16 protein-coding genes are annotated in these 15577 nt (G+C 58.6%); 4 read left to right on the top strand and 12 right to left on the bottom strand.

Annotated features, from left to right (window positions below):
- Positions 1–54: 54 nt before the first annotated feature.
- Together NO877_RS15260 and NO877_RS15255 are read right to left on the bottom strand one after the other, a co-directional pair.
- On the bottom strand, positions 55–687 hold the full coding sequence (locus NO877_RS15260) for a hypothetical protein (protein WP_256397210.1): 633 nt from the start codon (positions 685–687) through the stop codon (positions 55–57).
- A 159-nt stretch (positions 688–846) separates the two neighbouring features.
- The gene (locus NO877_RS15255) at positions 847–2751 is read right to left on the bottom strand and encodes a methyl-accepting chemotaxis protein (protein WP_256397209.1); all 1905 of its coding nucleotides are present in this window, start codon (positions 2749–2751) and stop codon (positions 847–849) included.
- Positions 2752–3059: 308 nt separating this feature from the next.
- Between NO877_RS15255 and NO877_RS15250 the strand changes: the two genes are divergently transcribed.
- Together NO877_RS15250 and NO877_RS15245 are read left to right on the top strand one after the other, a co-directional pair.
- Positions 3060–3905, top strand: a complete 846-nt coding sequence (locus NO877_RS15250; RefSeq protein ID WP_256397208.1) for a WD40 repeat domain-containing protein — start codon at positions 3060–3062, stop codon at positions 3903–3905.
- A 68-nt stretch (positions 3906–3973) separates the two neighbouring features.
- Positions 3974–5170, top strand: a complete 1197-nt coding sequence (locus NO877_RS15245) for an outer membrane protein assembly factor BamB family protein (protein ID WP_256397207.1) — start codon at positions 3974–3976, stop codon at positions 5168–5170.
- 33 nt (positions 5171–5203) lie between these two features.
- Here NO877_RS15245 and NO877_RS15240 read toward each other — a convergent pair whose 3' ends face one another.
- The 9 genes from NO877_RS15240 to NO877_RS15200 form a co-directional block, all read right to left on the bottom strand.
- Positions 5204–7018, bottom strand: a complete 1815-nt coding sequence (locus tag NO877_RS15240) for an AAA family ATPase (RefSeq protein WP_256397206.1) — start codon at positions 7016–7018, stop codon at positions 5204–5206.
- A 2-nt stretch (positions 7019–7020) separates the two neighbouring features.
- Positions 7021–8499, bottom strand: coding sequence for a hypothetical protein (locus tag NO877_RS15235; protein WP_256397205.1), 1479 nt, complete (start codon positions 8497–8499; stop codon positions 7021–7023).
- Positions 8500–8633: 134 nt separating this feature from the next.
- The gene (locus NO877_RS15230; RefSeq protein ID WP_256397204.1) at positions 8634–8987 is read right to left on the bottom strand and encodes a hypothetical protein; all 354 of its coding nucleotides are present in this window, start codon (positions 8985–8987) and stop codon (positions 8634–8636) included.
- 118 nt (positions 8988–9105) lie between these two features.
- On the bottom strand, positions 9106–9567 hold the full coding sequence (locus NO877_RS15225; protein WP_256397203.1) for a hypothetical protein: 462 nt from the start codon (positions 9565–9567) through the stop codon (positions 9106–9108).
- Between the two features lie 71 nt (positions 9568–9638).
- Positions 9639–9941: a hypothetical protein gene (locus NO877_RS15220; protein WP_256397202.1), complete on the bottom strand. Its 303-nt coding sequence runs from the start codon at positions 9939–9941 to the stop codon at positions 9639–9641.
- Positions 9942–9988: 47 nt separating this feature from the next.
- Positions 9989–10297 carry a hypothetical protein gene (locus NO877_RS15215; protein ID WP_256397201.1) on the bottom strand — a complete coding sequence of 103 codons (309 nt, stop codon included), beginning with the start codon at positions 10295–10297 and terminating at the stop codon, positions 9989–9991.
- Between the two features lie 112 nt (positions 10298–10409).
- A complete protein-coding gene (locus tag NO877_RS15210) occupies positions 10410–10769 on the bottom strand; it encodes a hypothetical protein (RefSeq protein ID WP_256397200.1) in 360 nt (119 codons plus the stop codon).
- A gap of 208 nt (positions 10770–10977) precedes the next feature.
- Entirely contained in the window at positions 10978–12207 is a 1230-nt protein-coding gene (locus NO877_RS15205; protein ID WP_256397199.1) for a hypothetical protein, read from the bottom strand.
- Between the two features lie 56 nt (positions 12208–12263).
- Positions 12264–12851, bottom strand: coding sequence for a rhodanese-like domain-containing protein (locus tag NO877_RS15200; protein ID WP_052334901.1), 588 nt, complete (start codon positions 12849–12851; stop codon positions 12264–12266).
- A gap of 131 nt (positions 12852–12982) precedes the next feature.
- Here NO877_RS15200 and thyA point away from each other — a divergent pair, with 131 nt between their 5' ends.
- Positions 12983–14008, top strand: coding sequence for a thymidylate synthase (gene thyA / locus NO877_RS15195; protein WP_256397198.1), 1026 nt, complete (start codon positions 12983–12985; stop codon positions 14006–14008).
- Between the two features lie 29 nt (positions 14009–14037).
- Here the strand turns inward: thyA and NO877_RS15190 are convergent, their stop codons facing one another.
- Positions 14038–14361, bottom strand: a complete 324-nt coding sequence (locus NO877_RS15190) for a hypothetical protein (protein ID WP_256397197.1) — start codon at positions 14359–14361, stop codon at positions 14038–14040.
- Between the two features lie 653 nt (positions 14362–15014).
- On the opposite strand from NO877_RS15190, the gene NO877_RS15185 reads away from it, so the two are divergent.
- Positions 15015–15554, top strand: coding sequence for a hypothetical protein (locus NO877_RS15185; protein WP_154018009.1), 540 nt, complete (start codon positions 15015–15017; stop codon positions 15552–15554).
- The last annotated feature ends 23 nt before the right edge of the window (positions 15555–15577 follow it).

Raw genomic sequence — 15577 nt, 5'->3', positions numbered from 1 at the left:
ACTTATTACGGCTTATATAGATGGCTGGGGCACGTTCTGTGGCCTTCCAACCTCCTACTTCCGATTGGTCTTGCGGTCGACGATGATATCTTCACAGAGCATCGAGACGTCAATGATGAACATCTCGTTCATCTCGTCCCACTGAGTTGGCACCCACCTGTGGGTGCCCATGCCGTCTCTCTTAAAGAACTTGGTCAACTTGAGTTCATACGCCAGATTCGAGATGTCGAGACTGCGGTAGTTGAATTCGACTGAGCCAGAGTGAGTTTCGCTCTTAACCACTGGAGAAATGGCGAATACGTACGGCTGGTCGGAGACCAACAGATTCGCATGTTGGTATTGGTGGAGATGCCCCCGCTTCATCGCGGTGGCGTTGAACACACATTCGGCACCATGGAATTTGTTGTGAATGGCCACCATCGGTTCTTCGATTTCTTCGCTCGTGGTCTTGCCAAGATCGTGGCATCTCATGCCCAAATACGGTACGAACTTGGCGATGCGCCCCTCGCGGTTGAGATCCTCTTCTTTGATCAGGTTGTGGGCCTCATCACTGCTGATCGTCCTTGAGCCCCCAGTTTCGTAGGTGACACAGAATTCACCGCCGAGCGCCCAGTCTACTGTTGCCTCCCTCCCGTCGATATACAGTTCGTCGTCTGGTCCGATGTTTTCCACGTCGTGGGTGTCCATGCTCTCTGTCTACACCCGCGGGGTGTATGAATGGACTCTCCAATACAATCCCATTTCACTCGTCCAAAACTATAATACACTGTGTGTCGACGGCGAGGGGTGCGTTCTGCGGCTGTTCGTGGATCCGGTACTCGAAAAAGAACCGCAGACGCGAAGTCGTTACCGCGACGGGTGGCCACCGTCGCCGACAGCCACATCCCCAGCGGTGGCTGACGTGGACGGTGTTGCCGTTCCCACGGAGAAGCCGCTGAGCAGGTTCTGGAGCTGGCTCGCCTGTTCGGAGAGCGTGTCGGTCGCCGAGGTCGCGTTCTCCATCGCGGCGACCTGCTGGTTGGCCGCCGTCGCTGCGTCGTCGGCCTCGCCGGCCGTCTTCCTGCTGATAGTCGAGACCTCCTCAGCCATCGAGACCGTTTCTTCGGTACTGGCGGCCTGTTCGTCCGCCGCGGTGCTGATCTCTTGGATGCCGGAGTTCGTCTCGACGGCGTTGTCGGCCACCTGCTCGAACGCTTCAACGGCGTCTCGGACGGCGGCGGCACTCCGCTCCATGTTCGCCTCGACGTCGCGAACTTCGCTCACGGTGGCGGTCGTCCGCTCTTGGGTTTCTTCGATCAGCGCCTCGATATCCTGAGCCGCGTCCTGTGTCTCCTCGGAGAGTTGTTTCACCTCGTTTGCGACGACAGCGAAGCCCTCGCCCGAGCCGTTCGATCCAGTCGCGCGAGCGGCTTCGATGTTGGCGTTCAACGCGAGCAGGTTGGTCTGCTCTGCGATGTCGCTGATTAGGTCCACGATCTCGCCGATGTTCTTCATCCGGTCGTCGAGGTTGTCCACTGTCTGGGCGGTCGACTGGATTGCCTCTTGCGACTCCGATACGGTGCCGATCGCGGTCTTGGCCGTCTCCTCTCCCTCTTCGGCGACCGATGCCGTCTCGTTGGCGGCCTGTGCGACGGAGTCTGCGGAGGACGCCACTTCTTCGATCGTTGCGGATAACGTGCTCATCTCCTGGGAGACCTGACCGAGCATCTCGCGCTGTTGGTCTGCGCCGTCGTCGATGACGCCGATGGAGTCGTCGAGTTCCTCGCTGCGCCGTTTTGCCTGTTCGACACTGATGCCCGTCTCGCCGCTTGCGTCGGAGACGGTGTCGGCGAACGACTGGACATCGGTTATCGTCGCCTCGATCTCGTTCATCATCCCGTTGAAGGACTCTCCAATCTGTTCCATCGCGGCACTGTCGCTTTCGGGGTTTGTCCGCACCGTGAGATCGCCGTTGGCCGCTCGGTTCATTAGCGTGCTGAAGCGGTCGGCTTTCTCTACGAGGTGAGCATTGAGCTCCTCGACTTCCTCCCTCTGTGCTTCGACTTCGGCTTTCGCTTCTTCGACGTTCTGGATCTGCTCTTGCTGGGCCGCCACTTGGTCCAGCTTGGCGTCTGCCTCTTCACGGGACTTCTCGATTGAGTACCAGTTGGTCATCAGCGCGGCCGCAAGTCCGATGATAAAGACGGCGTGGATGCCGCCCCAAACGACGGGGTTGGCGATCGCCGCGGAGTGGTTGTAGACGAGACTGGAGTCTATCAGGCTGAACACACCGTGGCCAATCGCCACGTAGGTCATCCCGACCGCGAACGGGAGCCAGTCTTCATACAGCGCGAGAACAGCGATGAAGACGAAAAAGTGGAAGTGGGCCTCGATGTAGCCGCCCGAGAGTTTCACGAGCGACATCGAGACGGTCATCGCGCTGAACGCCGCAAGCACAGTGCGGGTACGTCGGTCGAATCGCGACCAACTTGCGAGCGCGGCAGCCCCGAGGATGATCGTCACGAACGCCGCCATCATCATCGGCATGAGGGCCGGAATCTCCGCGCCAGTGAGCGGCATCGTCCCCTCGAAGAGCCCGAGGGCGACAAGCAGCGGAACCTGTGCGACGATTAGAAGCAGAATCCCACGGTGACGTGAGCTCCACATCTCGGACGGCATCGACGAGCCGTCGGGGATGTACTGGAGAACTTCCCGGATAGAGAATCCACGGCTATTTGATTTCGAACGTGTGTTAGTCGCTGCGTTTGCCATGTTTAGGTACATTCGGGGGGTGGCATGAGTGTTCGCGCCTGATTATTGACAGTGATATTCAAGTGGTCGGGTTAGTGGGTCCAATGACCGGAATAGCTATTGGGTTGTTGTGAGAAGAATCGAATATGTCAGACGGATCGAGTCGGTTTACCAGCGATCGGCGTGCCCGCGGAGCGGCGTCGTGGTCCGATGGTTCGGACTGGGCGGCGGGGACTGCTGAAAATGTTGCGGTGGTTAACGGTGAGTTGGTCTCTCGAAGCGTGAGTGGAGTGTCTGATCAACTCGCGTATGGGTCGCGAGACAGCAATGTGTACTTCCATAACACGGTGGATTGGACACGCGAACGGGCGCTGAGCGAAGTGGGCGACGTGTATTCGGTGGCGTTCTCGCCCGACGGTGGTTACCTCGCGTATGGATCTGGTGACGACAATGTCTATATTTACGATACCTCGGAGTGGACACTCAAACAGACGCTGACTGAAGCGGGGAGTGCCGTGCGGTCGGTGACGTTCGCGCCAGATGCTGGATCTCTCGCGTATGGTGGGTTCGACGGCAACGTGTACGTCCACAATACTTCGGATTGGGCGCTTGAAGAGACACTAACTGAATCGGGTAGCAACGTGTTTTCGGTGGCGTTCTCGCCCGACAGTGGTTACCTCGCGTATGGATCTGGCGAGGGGAATGTCTATATTTACAATACCTTGGAGTGGGCACTCGAACAGACGCTGACTGAAGCGAGATCGATTGTGTCGTCGGTGGCGTTTTCGTCCGACGGCGAGTCCCTCGCGTGTGGTGGGTACGACGACAACGTGTACGTCCACAATACCTCGGATGGGGAGCTCGAACAGACGCTGACTGAATCGGGGACCGACGTTCGGTCGGTGGCGTTCGCGCCAGATGGTGGTTCTCTCGCGTATGGTGGGTCCGACGCTAACGTGTACGTCCATAGCACGGTGGATTGGGAGCTTGAACAGACGCTGACTGAAGCTCGGCAGACCTTGTATTCGGTGGCTTTTTCGCCGGACAGCGGGTCTCTTGCGTATGGATCAAACGACCGCAACGTGTACGTCCACAATACCTCGGGGTGGGGACTGGAGCAGACGTTGACTGAATCGGGTGGTCGTGTGTTGTCGGTGGCGTTCTCGCCGTTGTGAAACTGCCCAGAAATCCTCCAGCATATCTCACCGGAATACATATTATTGTTGATAGAGACTGAAGAGCTATGACAGACGGATCGAGTCGGTTTACCAGCGATCGGCGTGCCCGCGGAGCGGCGTCGTGGTCCGATGGTTCGGACTGGGCGGCGGGGACTGCTGAAAACGTAGAAGTAACGGCTGGCGGGTTAGTGGGTCGCCCTCCGGTACAAAACGGTGGAGTCTCTGAATTTGTACGTAATCACCGGGTTATCGGGGGGCGTAGTGGGCTCTACGCTGTTAGTGCCACAGATGGGGGTGAGATGTGGACGTATTCGGTTGGGAACGATGAATTCACTTCACCGGCTGTAGTTAATGAGACGGTGTTTGTTGGGAGACAAGATGGGAATCTGTACGCTATCGATGCTCTTGAAGGAACAAGGAAGTGGCTGTATTCAGCGGGCGGGAGTATTCAATCGTCGCCAGCTGTTGTTGGTGGCACGGTCTACGTTGGGAGTAACGACGGTAAGCTCCATGCTGTTTCTGCCGCGGATGGGAGTGTGCTGTGGACATATTCTACGGGGAATATTGTCAAGTCGTCCCCGGCGGTTGTTGACGGAGTTGTCTATATCGGAGATCACGGTGGGGAGATTCATGCGATACACGCGGATGACGGGACTGGAAAGTGGACGCACACGATTGGAGGATCAATATACTCGCTCCCAGCAGTCGTTGACGGCATGGTTTATGTCGGGACCTACAATGGGACTCTTGGGGCTATTCGGGTTGCCGACGGAGTCGAAGAGTGGACATACGGGACGGGCGGTGGTATCTTTTCGTCGGTTGCGGTGGCAGATGGGAGCGTGTATGTCGGAAGTATGGACGACAGACTCCATGCGGTTGACGCTTCGGATGGGAGTAGAGAGTGGGCTTTTTCGACGGGTGGTGTTGTGTACTCCTCGCCAGCGGTGGTGAATGGAACCGTGTTTGTCGGGAGTAACGACGGGAACCTGTACGCTGTCGATTCAGTCACTGGGAGTGAACAGTGGAGATACGCAACGGAGGATCCGGTGAAATCGTCGCCAGCTGTGGTGGATGGGACAGTGTATATCGGAGGTTTTGATCAAAATCTCCATGCTGTGAACGCTGTAGACGGTTCTGCTGTGTGGGCGTCTCGGGTGGGAAGTGGTATTTCCTACTCTTCTACGATCGGAGGGGCCGACGGTTGGTGTTTCACAAACCGACCGGGGGTGATCGGCAACACGGAGCCACTAGCACCCTTCTGAACTACACCGCTTTCACGGGACTGTACGACAACACTAGAATATCCCGCGGAGTGCTTCGTGGGCGTCTTCGGGCCGCTGGTTCGGTTCGGCGACCATCCGGAGGACGTTCTTGAGAGCGGCCTGCGGGGAAGCTCCGTCTGCGATATGCTCGATCACGATTGTCAGATTCCGCGTTGAGAGCGTCGGCCAGTTGGTGAATTCGTCTTTGCGCGTCCGGTGGGCGAACTCGACGATTTTCTCGAGGGTGTCCTCGTCGACGACAGGCCTCGGCGAGTTCAACTGCTTATCCAAGGTTTCGACTTCGGCGTCGACGGTGTCGGGATAGCCCTGCCAAAACCCACGGAAGCGGCCGCGAGTGGCCGAGTTCATCGGCTCGGAGTCGCGGTATTCGCGCGTTGGCGGGTTCATGGTCACGACGATCCGCGCTTCAGGATGCGGGTCGATGGTCTGTCCGTGCGACTTGATGACGATCTTGTTCTCGTTGAGCAGCTGGTGGAGCGCCATTGCCGCTCCACTCTGCATGACGGGGAACTCGTTGATCACGATGACGTCGCCGTTGAGGAGACCCTGCTTCACGTCCGCGTTCTTCGGTTCGAGCTTCCCGTCTTCGTTGGGAGAAATCGGCCCGAACAGGTCCTGTGGCATCGTCGCTTTGTCGACGTCGAGCGAGCGGTAGCCTCGGTTCGTCTTGTGGCAAATGTACTTCGTGAGGTAGTTCTTCCCGCTGCCACGCGGCCCGACAATCCGAACAGGGACGTTCCGGGCGAGTTTCTTCGCGAGCAGCTCGTCGATGGGCATCTGGAGGTCACGTTCAAGTGGGATCGACGGGGCGATCACCTCCCCATCATCGTCGACGGGGAGCGCGGAGTGGCCGGCGTCCGGCTCGTTCGCCGCTTTGGGGACCATGCCGTAGCCAACGTCTTCGAGGACGGTCAGTCCCGTGTTGACCGGTGAGTCAGCGTTGTGGCCCGTATCCGAGACGTACACACCGCCGTCGTCATCGACGCTCAAGTCGTCACGCACGTCGATGAGCGGGCGACCGACCGTGGCGGTTTCTTCGGCCACGGTGGAGACGACCGCGCCGGCCCGCCCGAGTGTGGCCACGCGGTCGTGGTGACGCTGGAGTTGCTCGGCGGCCAGTTCCCCACCGACAGGGAGGTTCATGTACGCCTGCCCAACGATCTGGTTCACTTCTCCCGGCGTGAACGTACGGGAGGCGTCTTCGAGCGCGGACTGAGCACGGTTGATCTTCGCGGTTGTCAGCGTGGCTCGGTCGGCCTGCTCAACGACCTGCTCAGGGGAAGCATCGATGAGTTCTTGATCGGTCTGGATCCCCGAGTTCGCCAACGCCTCGACGTCGGAGTTGGTGAGACCGGGGATGGTGGAGAGGTCGGCCGCGTCCAGATCCGTTTCGAGATCGTTGTTGAGGGTTTCACGGAGGGCGGCGGCATCTGCTTCGGTCAGGTCGCGGAACGAGCGGTAGCCGGCGTCGTTCAACAGCGCCTCTACATCGTCATCAACCGCTTCGATGGCAGTGAGGTCGTTGGTCACCTGGTTGAGTGCGCCGAAGTGGGCGGTGACGGCGGCCGGCTCCGGGGCAGTCGTCGTCGCTCGTGTGATCAGCAGTTCTCCGCCGGAGTCCCGGTCGGTCTCGAAGCGAGACGTGTCGGCGTCCTTGAGCAGACTCGCGACGGTGTCGCGGTTGATCGAGGTTGCGTTCTCGACGGAGTAGACGAGGTCGTCGGTCGAGATGGGGCCGCCGCGCTCTCGGATGAGCCGATTCGCGAAGTGGGCAACGACCTCCTCGGTGGGCACGGCGTCGGGAGAAGTGGTGTCTGTCGTGGACATTATCAGTCACCCGTCGCGCCGCTGTCGGCGCTCGGAAGGCGCTGCTGGACGCGCTGTTCGATCTTCTGTGCCTCGGTGGGGTTCAGGCGGTTTTCGGTGACGCCCGTCAAGTCCATCACGTCTTGGAGGGATTCGCCGAGCGTCTGCTGGGCGGCGTCGAGCGTCTCGGTGTCGTCGGTGTCGCTTTCGAGCTGGTGTTGCTCTTTCGCGAGCGTGATCTGGGTTGCTGGGTGACGCAGAATCTCTCCGGCGAGCTCTTGGTACTCCTGGTAGGTCGCCCCGGCCTTCGAGCCGCTGTAGTTGTCGAGGATGGCGAGTTTGAGCGAGAGTTGGAGATTCCACAGCGTGGGGCGTTTCGGCGGGTCCGCAAGCGCGGTCGCGCGGTCGGCGGCCTTCTCGGCGTACGTCTCGTTTTGGATGCCGAGATACTGGTAGAACTCCGTGATCGAAAAGGGCAGCTCCTCGAAGTCCATCGCGACGGCCCGAGCCCGAGTGATCTCCTTGTTGATGTCCGCACACAGCGAGTCGATCTTGGAAAGAATCGTCTCGTGCCAGTCGATCGCGTCGGCCATCAAATCACCCGTGTGCTTGCGACTGAGGTCCGTCCCTGCGTACGGCAGTGGGATCATCGTCCCTACCGAGGGAATGAAGATCACGGGCTTTACCCACAACTTCTGATGCCCACGGAAGTCGTAGCCCATCCGGTCGCCGTAGTAGATGGTCACCGAATCTTCACTCGGCGTCGTGTTGGCGTCGGCGTCGGCGGTCGCGAGGGTCAGTTCGTTGTTCTCGAAGTCGATGTCGGTCTCATCGGGCGTCCCGATCTCGTAGGCCTTGGATGGGTAGATGGTCGTAATCGTGACTGAGCCACCCCAGTCGTAATGGCGAATCCATCCGAAAGCGTCCGTTGCGCCGTGTTTCTCGCAGGCGGCGATCTTCCGCTTGAAAAACGACCGCATGTTACCGGGGTTGTATCGACGAGAGGCGATCTGCCAGCGGAACTTGACATCGTACCCGAGCGTCCGGAGCGCGAGTCGACGCCGATCGACGATGTCCTTGTGCGTACTGACCTTGATCTGTGATTCCGGCTTGGCGTTCGCGACCAGTTGGTCGACCGTCCGACCGGTCGCACTCGCCAACTCGCTCAAATCGAGCCCGTGAACGTCGGTGAGCGCGTCGACGTCGACGGTGACGCCCGACCCGTCCTCGGCCTCGGAGACGAACTCGTTGTCGGCCCACAACTCGCCTTCGCCTGCGTGGGGGAGGACCTCGAGTGCGTCTTTGAACGTCTGGGTGCCACTGGAGACGTAGCGCCGGCCTGCCGTTGAGACGGCGTCTGGATACGTGGCCTGTGCGGCTTCGTTCACGCCGAGGAACGGGACGGTGCCTTCCTGTTCGAGCAGATCGGTCACGGGAACGCTGGTAGTCGCGCTGACCGTCTGGCCGAACCCGGAGTTACTGTTGGACTGACTCTGAGACATTATTGAATCACTCACTGGATCTGAAATCTCTCTACAGCTAATCTCAGACCCTTCAGGGCTCCTCGGGGGCTATAAATAATCTCAGCGGTGCTTTTCACCCCGGTTATTGACGGGGGTTATCTTCAGAGAGTGGTCTAATCCCACCAAGTAATCTCAGGCTCAATATCTTGGCCGATTGTGAAGCTAGGGTTGGGGGGAAGGAATTCGTCCTTGAATTCCAGTAATTGCGCCACAGCTACAGAGAGGTCGTCCGTAGTAATCCCTTTTGAACCATGGAATGGTTCATTAACAGACACTTGGACCTGGAATCTGTGTTCAGCTGGCTCGAAGTAGTACAGAATAACAGTTCCCCAGACCGTCCCGACGTGTTGGAATTTACACAGCCTGAATGCGGGTGGGAGATGATCCTCGGTGGTGCTCGGGAGGCGGGAAACGTGCTCCTCAATTTCTGATTCAATCCCACTTTGTGTGGGGAGTTCTTGCGCCATCAATTTCATATCAACAGGAGAGTCTATAACTATAGCGATTAGGGCATTTTGTCAATCTAGACAAGAGGTATAAAACAGGCTGGAAGTGCATAGTTATCGGCCCGAAGAGGCGGTGGCGTTACTCGGAGACGGGCTCGGGGGAGTTGACAACGCGGGCGTCGACAACCCAGCCACGGCCCCACTCGCTTTCGTCGTCCAGTATCTGGAGTTTCGAGTAGTAGAGGTAGCTTCGGACCTGCCACGGTTCACGGGTGGGGTCACCGATTCCGGTGCGGTACATGTAGGTCGCATCGCCGGCTGTTCGCTCAACGAGCTCGAGTGTGTAGTCCCAGTCGATGTCGGGGGTTCGGCGGTCGTTTTCCCCGCGGCGGGCCTCGACGCGGCACTCTACGGAGTCGATCTGTTCAGCGGTTCCGAACGTGATCTCGACGACGTCGCCTGTCTGGACGTGGGTCAGCACGTCAGAGAGGCGGCTGGTCTCTCGTGCTGGGGGCGTGGCTGTCTCTTCGTTGCCGATGTAGAAATCGGGTTCTTCTGGATCGTCGGGACTGTCGTCGTCGACGCTGGCACTCGGGGTCATGTATAGGAGTCTGCGTGGGGGGTGATAGGTGTTGTTGTCAGATTTGTCGGGAGCTGGCGGCTAAGGCGAGGTTACGCTCCAGAGTCTTCGGTTGTTTCGAGCTCGTCAAGGCGCTGTTTCATTCGCGCAGTGTGGAGTTCGTTCCTGATGGCGACCTGAGTGACCCAGTATTGGAGTCGCGCATGGAGTACCCACAAGAACGCGACGGCAATGTGGCTCAGGAACGTGGTTGTGAGTTCGCCCGTTTCAACGAACTCGGTGGTAGCTAACCACGTGAAGTACAACATTCCGATGCCCGAGAGCAGGAGGTACCCTTGAAGCCGGCTCCGACGCCATGGGGTCGCTTCAACCTGATTTTCGTGTGTCGGGTACATACTGAGTCGGAGAAGGGGCTGTCTGTTAACTGTTTGGCCTTTTGGGCTCAGTAGCGGTACTCCAACGATGAGGCATCGGTGTCGAGATCGTCGCGGGCGTCCTGGCCGTGGATCCATCCGCCATGCGCCCAGAACAGACTGAGGATGGGAATGGCGGCCCACCCCCAGCTGGGTATCGAAAGCCCGGTGAGCCAGGTTCCGACTACGGCGGCGATCGAAAAGACCAGTCCGATGGTGACGAAGCCAACGCCTGCGTACAGGAACGGGAGTCCATGCGGGAGCTCGGTGTCTGCCCAGAGTTTGAATCCCTCTAAGGAATCCTCGTACTCTCGGTTGCTAACGGGGTCTTGCGGCATAGATGACGGCTCTCGTTGAATGGCTATAATGGTCCCGGTCAGACTACCCCGTGTGTCGGGAGAGATAGCGAAAGCTCACGGAGGGAGAACGCGAAGGTTGGTCAGTGGCGATTCAGTTGCCTTCTGCGACGTATCGAGCCAGTCCGACGAGGGACGAGAACCCGAAGTAGAAGACGATCATGGCCAGACCACCGACGGTCAGCCAGACACCCACTGAGCCGCGATCAGAGTTCTTCCCGGTCGAGAACCAGAGCGTCACACCTGCGAAGACGGCCACGAAGCCAGCGTACTGAAGCGTGGCTTTCGCGAAGTCGAAGATGTTGTCGAGCACATCGGAGAACAGGAGGTCGCCGACACTATCGCCGGGGTTCTCGCATTCAGACAGTTGCTCAGGGCTTGTGAGTCGGCAGTCGTCCGCAGCAACCATCCCAACAGCCCCTCCAGCACCGATTAGGACCATGGAAAACAGCATGGCGGCTACACCTATACGTGAGGCTCCTCCACTTGGCAATCGCATACTCGAACACTCAAAGCCAGCTAATATGAATCTAACGGGCGATTATTTGAAAAATCGGCGGTAATGTTCAACAGTTTGGAAGAAGAAGCGTACAGATGGTAGATAGTTCAACGGTTTGGAAGAAAATTGGTGTATGAATGTATGTCATCTCGGGGTCCGTCAGTCACTTGGAGTCTGGTATCTCCGGTGGTTCTTCCTCTGTCGGTGGTTGCGGAGTGGCTGTCCGTGTTCGCCGGGCTTCACGCGCGATATTCTGTGCTAACTCCACGGTGTACGGGACCGTGGTTTTGCCGGCGTAGACTGTTCCTCCAAGGAGCCAGCCCAGCGGGAAAGAGATCGAGAACCACATGAAGAGGTGATTGATGCCTTCAAGCGTGAACGTCGAACGGAGCCACGTCTCGAGGCCGAGGATTGTCGCATAGTTCGTGAGCAGATATTCGGCGAATAGCACGCTCTGTTCGAGGATCACGTTCAGGCGTGGGTCATAGACCGCGATGACGACGGGCGGCAGAAGGATCACGTTGAGAGCGAACGGGTACCCGAGCAGGACGGTTTTGACCTTCCCAGGTGCGAGAAAGCAGAGTGCGCCGATCGTCGCGGAGACGATTGCGATAAGGACGGCCATGACGAGAGCGGTCATTCCGGTGCCGTTGAACGTAAGCGCCCCGTAGATGATGCTGAGCCCCCAAATCGAAGTTGCGAATGATGTGACGATCATCAGACTTCGAGCGTGGGTGTCGATGATGGATTTCCACTTGTCGACCCACGCGAGCGCGTATCCTGCCCATTTGTAGTAGAACGGGATCTCCTTTTGGCGGCGGACGTCGTCTTCGGTGGTCGCCTGCTTACGCCGTTCGTCCCGTTCCGCTTTGGCCTTCTCTAGGTCTTCAAGCGAGCCTGGTGAGCGCGGCCGTTCCTGTTCTTCTGTTGAGGGGCCGCGGGCAAGATACGAAGAGTCGATGGGCGTCTCGCGAAGGTGCTTGTTGACCGCGTCGATGCCCTCACTCGAGAACGTCGCTTCAGGACGTGACCCACAACTCCAACACGGGCCACCAGTGCTGCCGTTGAGAGCGCCACAGTGAGTACACTGCTTGGGGTTGTTCTGGATGACCTTCTGGCTCTGCCGGCGTTTCTTCGAGTGTGAGGGGTCGAGTGGGCCAGTGACCCCAACTTGGATGTCTGCTTCGTCACTGTTGGATGTGTACTCGGCTTTGAGCGTGTCGCTCATCCCTTGGTGGCTACTGTGACCGCCGCTTCCACCCGTCGCTATTTCGACGGAACTGCTGCCTTCCTCTTCGTCCTCTCGCGGGTCGAATTGTGAAGTAGCAGCTCCAATCAGTAGGACGATGGCACCGACGAACGCGGTGACGATGACAACGATTGTATCTTGCATGGGTGTTGAGTGGGCGTCAGCTGCGGTCGTGTATTTCGCTGACGTGGGTGGAGTGGTTACTTGTCGGCGTTGCTGTAGTCTTCTTCTTCAGGAAGCACCGGCTCCTCTGCTTCGACGCCTCCAATGGGGTAGCCTTTGTCGACCCACGGTCGGATGCCTGTGTAGAGCGCATACGCGCCTGCGTTGCCAGAGTTCTGTCGAGAGGCGGCCCGAAGGCCTGAGAGGTAATGCGGGCACATACAGTAGGTCACGATGCGCTCGTGGTCGCCGATGTCGTTCATGGGATCGTCCGCCGTTCCGTCAGGGGCAGGGCTACTTATCGCCCCTTTCACGTGGACTTGGTTGTACCGCTCGGCAGTACGGGCGTCGACAAATCGGGCCTTCCGGGTGTGATACCAATAATACGCGACGTCCAACGGGACTTGCTGAATCTCCGTCCCTTCGGAGTTGTAGTCGGTGAACTGGCTTTCATCGACTTCGCGCTCGGGAAGATCAATTGGGTCGGGTGCGAGCCCAGCCTCGGTCAGATTCGGATCGGGATCGCGAACATCCGCGGTGATGGCCTGAGTAGTGGCGTTGCTGGTACAGCCGGCGGTAACTGCGATCGCGCCAACTGCCGTTGTCAGGTACTGACGTCGCCTCATGCTCCTACTGAATATGTACTCTGACATAAAGAGACCGGTCAGATGGTTCGGGCGAATAGTTGGAACGCGGTAAGGCTGTTTCAGGGGTGGAGACCCCATAACTTCATACAGACGGGGGGGTGAGAGAGAGTATGAAACAGTACCTCTCTGCTGTTGAGCGGGCATTAGCCGGTGGGACGTACAAGCCGAATCGGACGGGTGTCGATACGATCAGCCGATTCAACGTTGGCTACCAGATAGATCTCGAGGAGGGATTCCCACTTCTCACGACGAAGAAGATGGATGGGTTTCGATGGCGGTCGATGATCCATGAGCTGCTCTGGTACCTCTCTGGCGAGGCCCACATCAGAGAGCTTCGCGAGAAAACCGGGATCTGGAATGAGTGGGCAGATGAAGACGGCAAACTCGACACGGCGTACGGTCGGTTCTGGCGGCGGTATCCTGTCCCGGAGCTCGAACAGCAACTACCGGGTGAATCGTGGCCCGATGACGCCCACCGCTGGGTGTCGACCGAAACGCAGGATGGTGAGACAGTGCGGACCTTCGATCAGCTTCAGTACGTACTGGACACGCTGCGGGAATCACCGCACTCTCGACGACTGGTCGTCAGTGCGTGGCACCCGTCGAACGCGGCAGTATCGACGCTCCCGCCGTGCCACTACACCTTCGTCTTCAACGTCCAGGGCGATCGACTCAACCTCCATCTCACGCAGCGGTCTGGGGATATCGCTCTGGGGATCCCGTTCAACATCGCGGCGTACGCGCTACTCCTGAAGATCATCGCTCAGCGGACCGGCTTCGAGGTCGGCGAGTTCGGCCACACGATCGTCGACGCCCACGTCTATTGTGGGGCCGGCGAACGCGGAGCGTGGTACGATGAAAATCTCGAGGCTCTCCAAGACCGCCTCGCGGCTGTCGATAAAGCCGACGGGTACCTCCAGGTCCGCGAGTGGGTCGAAGAGAACGCACCGGAGGAAGCAGAGGGAGACGACCAACTAGATCACGTGCCGGGGCTTCTCACCCAGCTGTCTCGGACGCCGATGTCGAGACCGAGCGTGTCCGTTCGCGATGTTCCCCTCGATGAGCTCACGTTCGACGATATCGAGCTTCACGACTACGAATCCGAGTCGGGACTGTCGTTCGGAGTTGCTGAATAACAGAGGGTCGATGTTGCGGCGGTTCTGCGTTAGACTGATGGGATGAGCGGGGTCGCTGCTGATTCTGTGAAGCGAATCATGGGCTCAGCGGTGCTGGCCTCGAACGGGAACACCGGAGTCACGACGATGGGGATTAGACCGGGGGCGAAGAAGTTCACAACACCCAGTCCTACTAGAGCAACCAATCCCAGCATCGTGAGATACACGGCGATGTCGATCAAACCACTGAGGATCGAGAGACCGACAGTGAGGATAGCGACCACCGCGATCGCGGTGAGGTACCATGACTGCGTGATGGTGCCGATCGCTCCATCAATAATCCCAAGCACGACCACCGCTTCTGCGCTCGTCATATGCCCAGTCCTGCGGGGCAGTACATAGCAATTCCGCTCAGATTGACCGCGACACTTATTATCAAGGTATGTGAAGCGGTTGTTGTGGTTACCCTAGCCGGACACTCTGGCCTGCCCCAGACTGGTTCGGGTGGCCCCTCGAGTCGAATAGCAACATTGTGTTTGTCATGGCCGGCCCACTCGTCATGGGCCGGTAGCCTCCTCGCCTGAGGAGAATCTCTGAAAGCCGGTGAAGCCAACAATGCCTCAACAGAACCACACCCGGCGTAGTAATGCGATTACCGAGTCTCCCAGTCCACGCTCTGGTCGTTGTGAGCTGGCCGCCGTCTCCCCGGAGGTGGCCGGGCGGTAACGGGGTGATCTAGATGCTGTCTCGATGGGCAATTGGTGACGCCTACTGAGTCGGCGAAACGGTTCCCCCTAGTCCTGCCTTTTGCTGTGTCCTGAATTTTCTCGTCTAGTCAGTGGTCGCGATACTCATAGTGGGACGTTGAGTTCCCAACATGGCAGCGGGGCACTCCCCGGCACGGCTCTTGTCAATCGTTGGGCGTCCCACGTTGTAATGATTGACAAGACGGTGCTGTCGCATCCGAAGCGACACAATCTCCATAAACGCCACACTTAACAATTGGTTCGGCAACCGTGTAGTTGGCATGAAAGAATCCGCCGCCGCAGGTCGTGACCGTCGTGTTGTTGAGGATGGTGCTATGGTAGTTTCGAACCGGGTGTCGCCCGATGTTTCCGAGGAGGTTATCGATGGTCTGCTCGACGAGGGTGTCGTTGGTCTGGTCGATTACGGAACCGGACCGTCGCTCGATCCCGAGGCGCTTTCCGTGGACAACGCTACCGGACGGGGCTCGCTGAACGATCTCCTTGAGTTCTCTCGCGTGGGCGGGTACCTGGTCGCTCACAAAGATGGACTCGATCGGATCGTCTCTGGCCGGGCTCGACCGGGCTCGCTTCGCTTCGAGAGGATCGAAATGTCGGATGGCTCCGAGAAGGTGCTGAAATGCGTCCAACTCGACGCCTACGCTGAAATCGGCGAAGATGAATTGGACGGGATTCACCAGATCTCCGGGAGGGAAGGGCTATCGCGACACACGTTCACCGATCTGAATGATGAAGATGAAATCGAGCAGGTGGTTGCCGCTGTGACGATGCTGGAACGCGAAGGACGGCTCGTGTACCGATAACGGAGGATCGAGGATCCGATTTT

Source organism: Halohasta litorea (assembly GCF_024494645.1).
Taxonomy (GTDB): Archaea; Halobacteriota; Halobacteria; order Halobacteriales; family Haloferacaceae; genus Halohasta; species Halohasta litorea.
This window is presented reverse-complemented; position numbering and strand designations above follow the sequence as displayed.

Coding starts and splice junctions, on each gene's coding strand:
- NO877_RS15260 (WP_256397210.1), bottom strand. CDS start 687: ATGGACACCCACGACGTGGAAAACATCGGACCAGACGACGAACTGTAT.
- NO877_RS15255 (WP_256397209.1), bottom strand. CDS start 2,751: ATGGCAAACGCAGCGACTAACACACGTTCGAAATCAAATAGCCGTGGA.
- NO877_RS15245 (WP_256397207.1), top strand. CDS start 3,974: ATGACAGACGGATCGAGTCGGTTTACCAGCGATCGGCGTGCCCGCGGA.
- NO877_RS15240 (WP_256397206.1), bottom strand. CDS start 7,018: ATGTCCACGACAGACACCACTTCTCCCGACGCCGTGCCCACCGAGGAG.
- NO877_RS15235 (WP_256397205.1), bottom strand. CDS start 8,499: ATGTCTCAGAGTCAGTCCAACAGTAACTCCGGGTTCGGCCAGACGGTC.
- NO877_RS15230 (WP_256397204.1), bottom strand. CDS start 8,987: ATGGCGCAAGAACTCCCCACACAAAGTGGGATTGAATCAGAAATTGAG.
- NO877_RS15225 (WP_256397203.1), bottom strand. CDS start 9,567: ATGACCCCGAGTGCCAGCGTCGACGACGACAGTCCCGACGATCCAGAA.
- NO877_RS15220 (WP_256397202.1), bottom strand. CDS start 9,941: ATGTACCCGACACACGAAAATCAGGTTGAAGCGACCCCATGGCGTCGG.
- NO877_RS15215 (WP_256397201.1), bottom strand. CDS start 10,297: ATGCCGCAAGACCCCGTTAGCAACCGAGAGTACGAGGATTCCTTAGAG.
- NO877_RS15210 (WP_256397200.1), bottom strand. CDS start 10,769: ATGCTGTTTTCCATGGTCCTAATCGGTGCTGGAGGGGCTGTTGGGATG.
- NO877_RS15205 (WP_256397199.1), bottom strand. CDS start 12,207: ATGCAAGATACAATCGTTGTCATCGTCACCGCGTTCGTCGGTGCCATC.
- NO877_RS15200 (WP_052334901.1), bottom strand. CDS start 12,851: ATGAGGCGACGTCAGTACCTGACAACGGCAGTTGGCGCGATCGCAGTT.
- thyA (WP_256397198.1), top strand. CDS start 12,983: ATGAAACAGTACCTCTCTGCTGTTGAGCGGGCATTAGCCGGTGGGACG.
- NO877_RS15190 (WP_256397197.1), bottom strand. CDS start 14,361: ATGACGAGCGCAGAAGCGGTGGTCGTGCTTGGGATTATTGATGGAGCG.
- NO877_RS15185 (WP_154018009.1), top strand. CDS start 15,015: ATGAAAGAATCCGCCGCCGCAGGTCGTGACCGTCGTGTTGTTGAGGAT.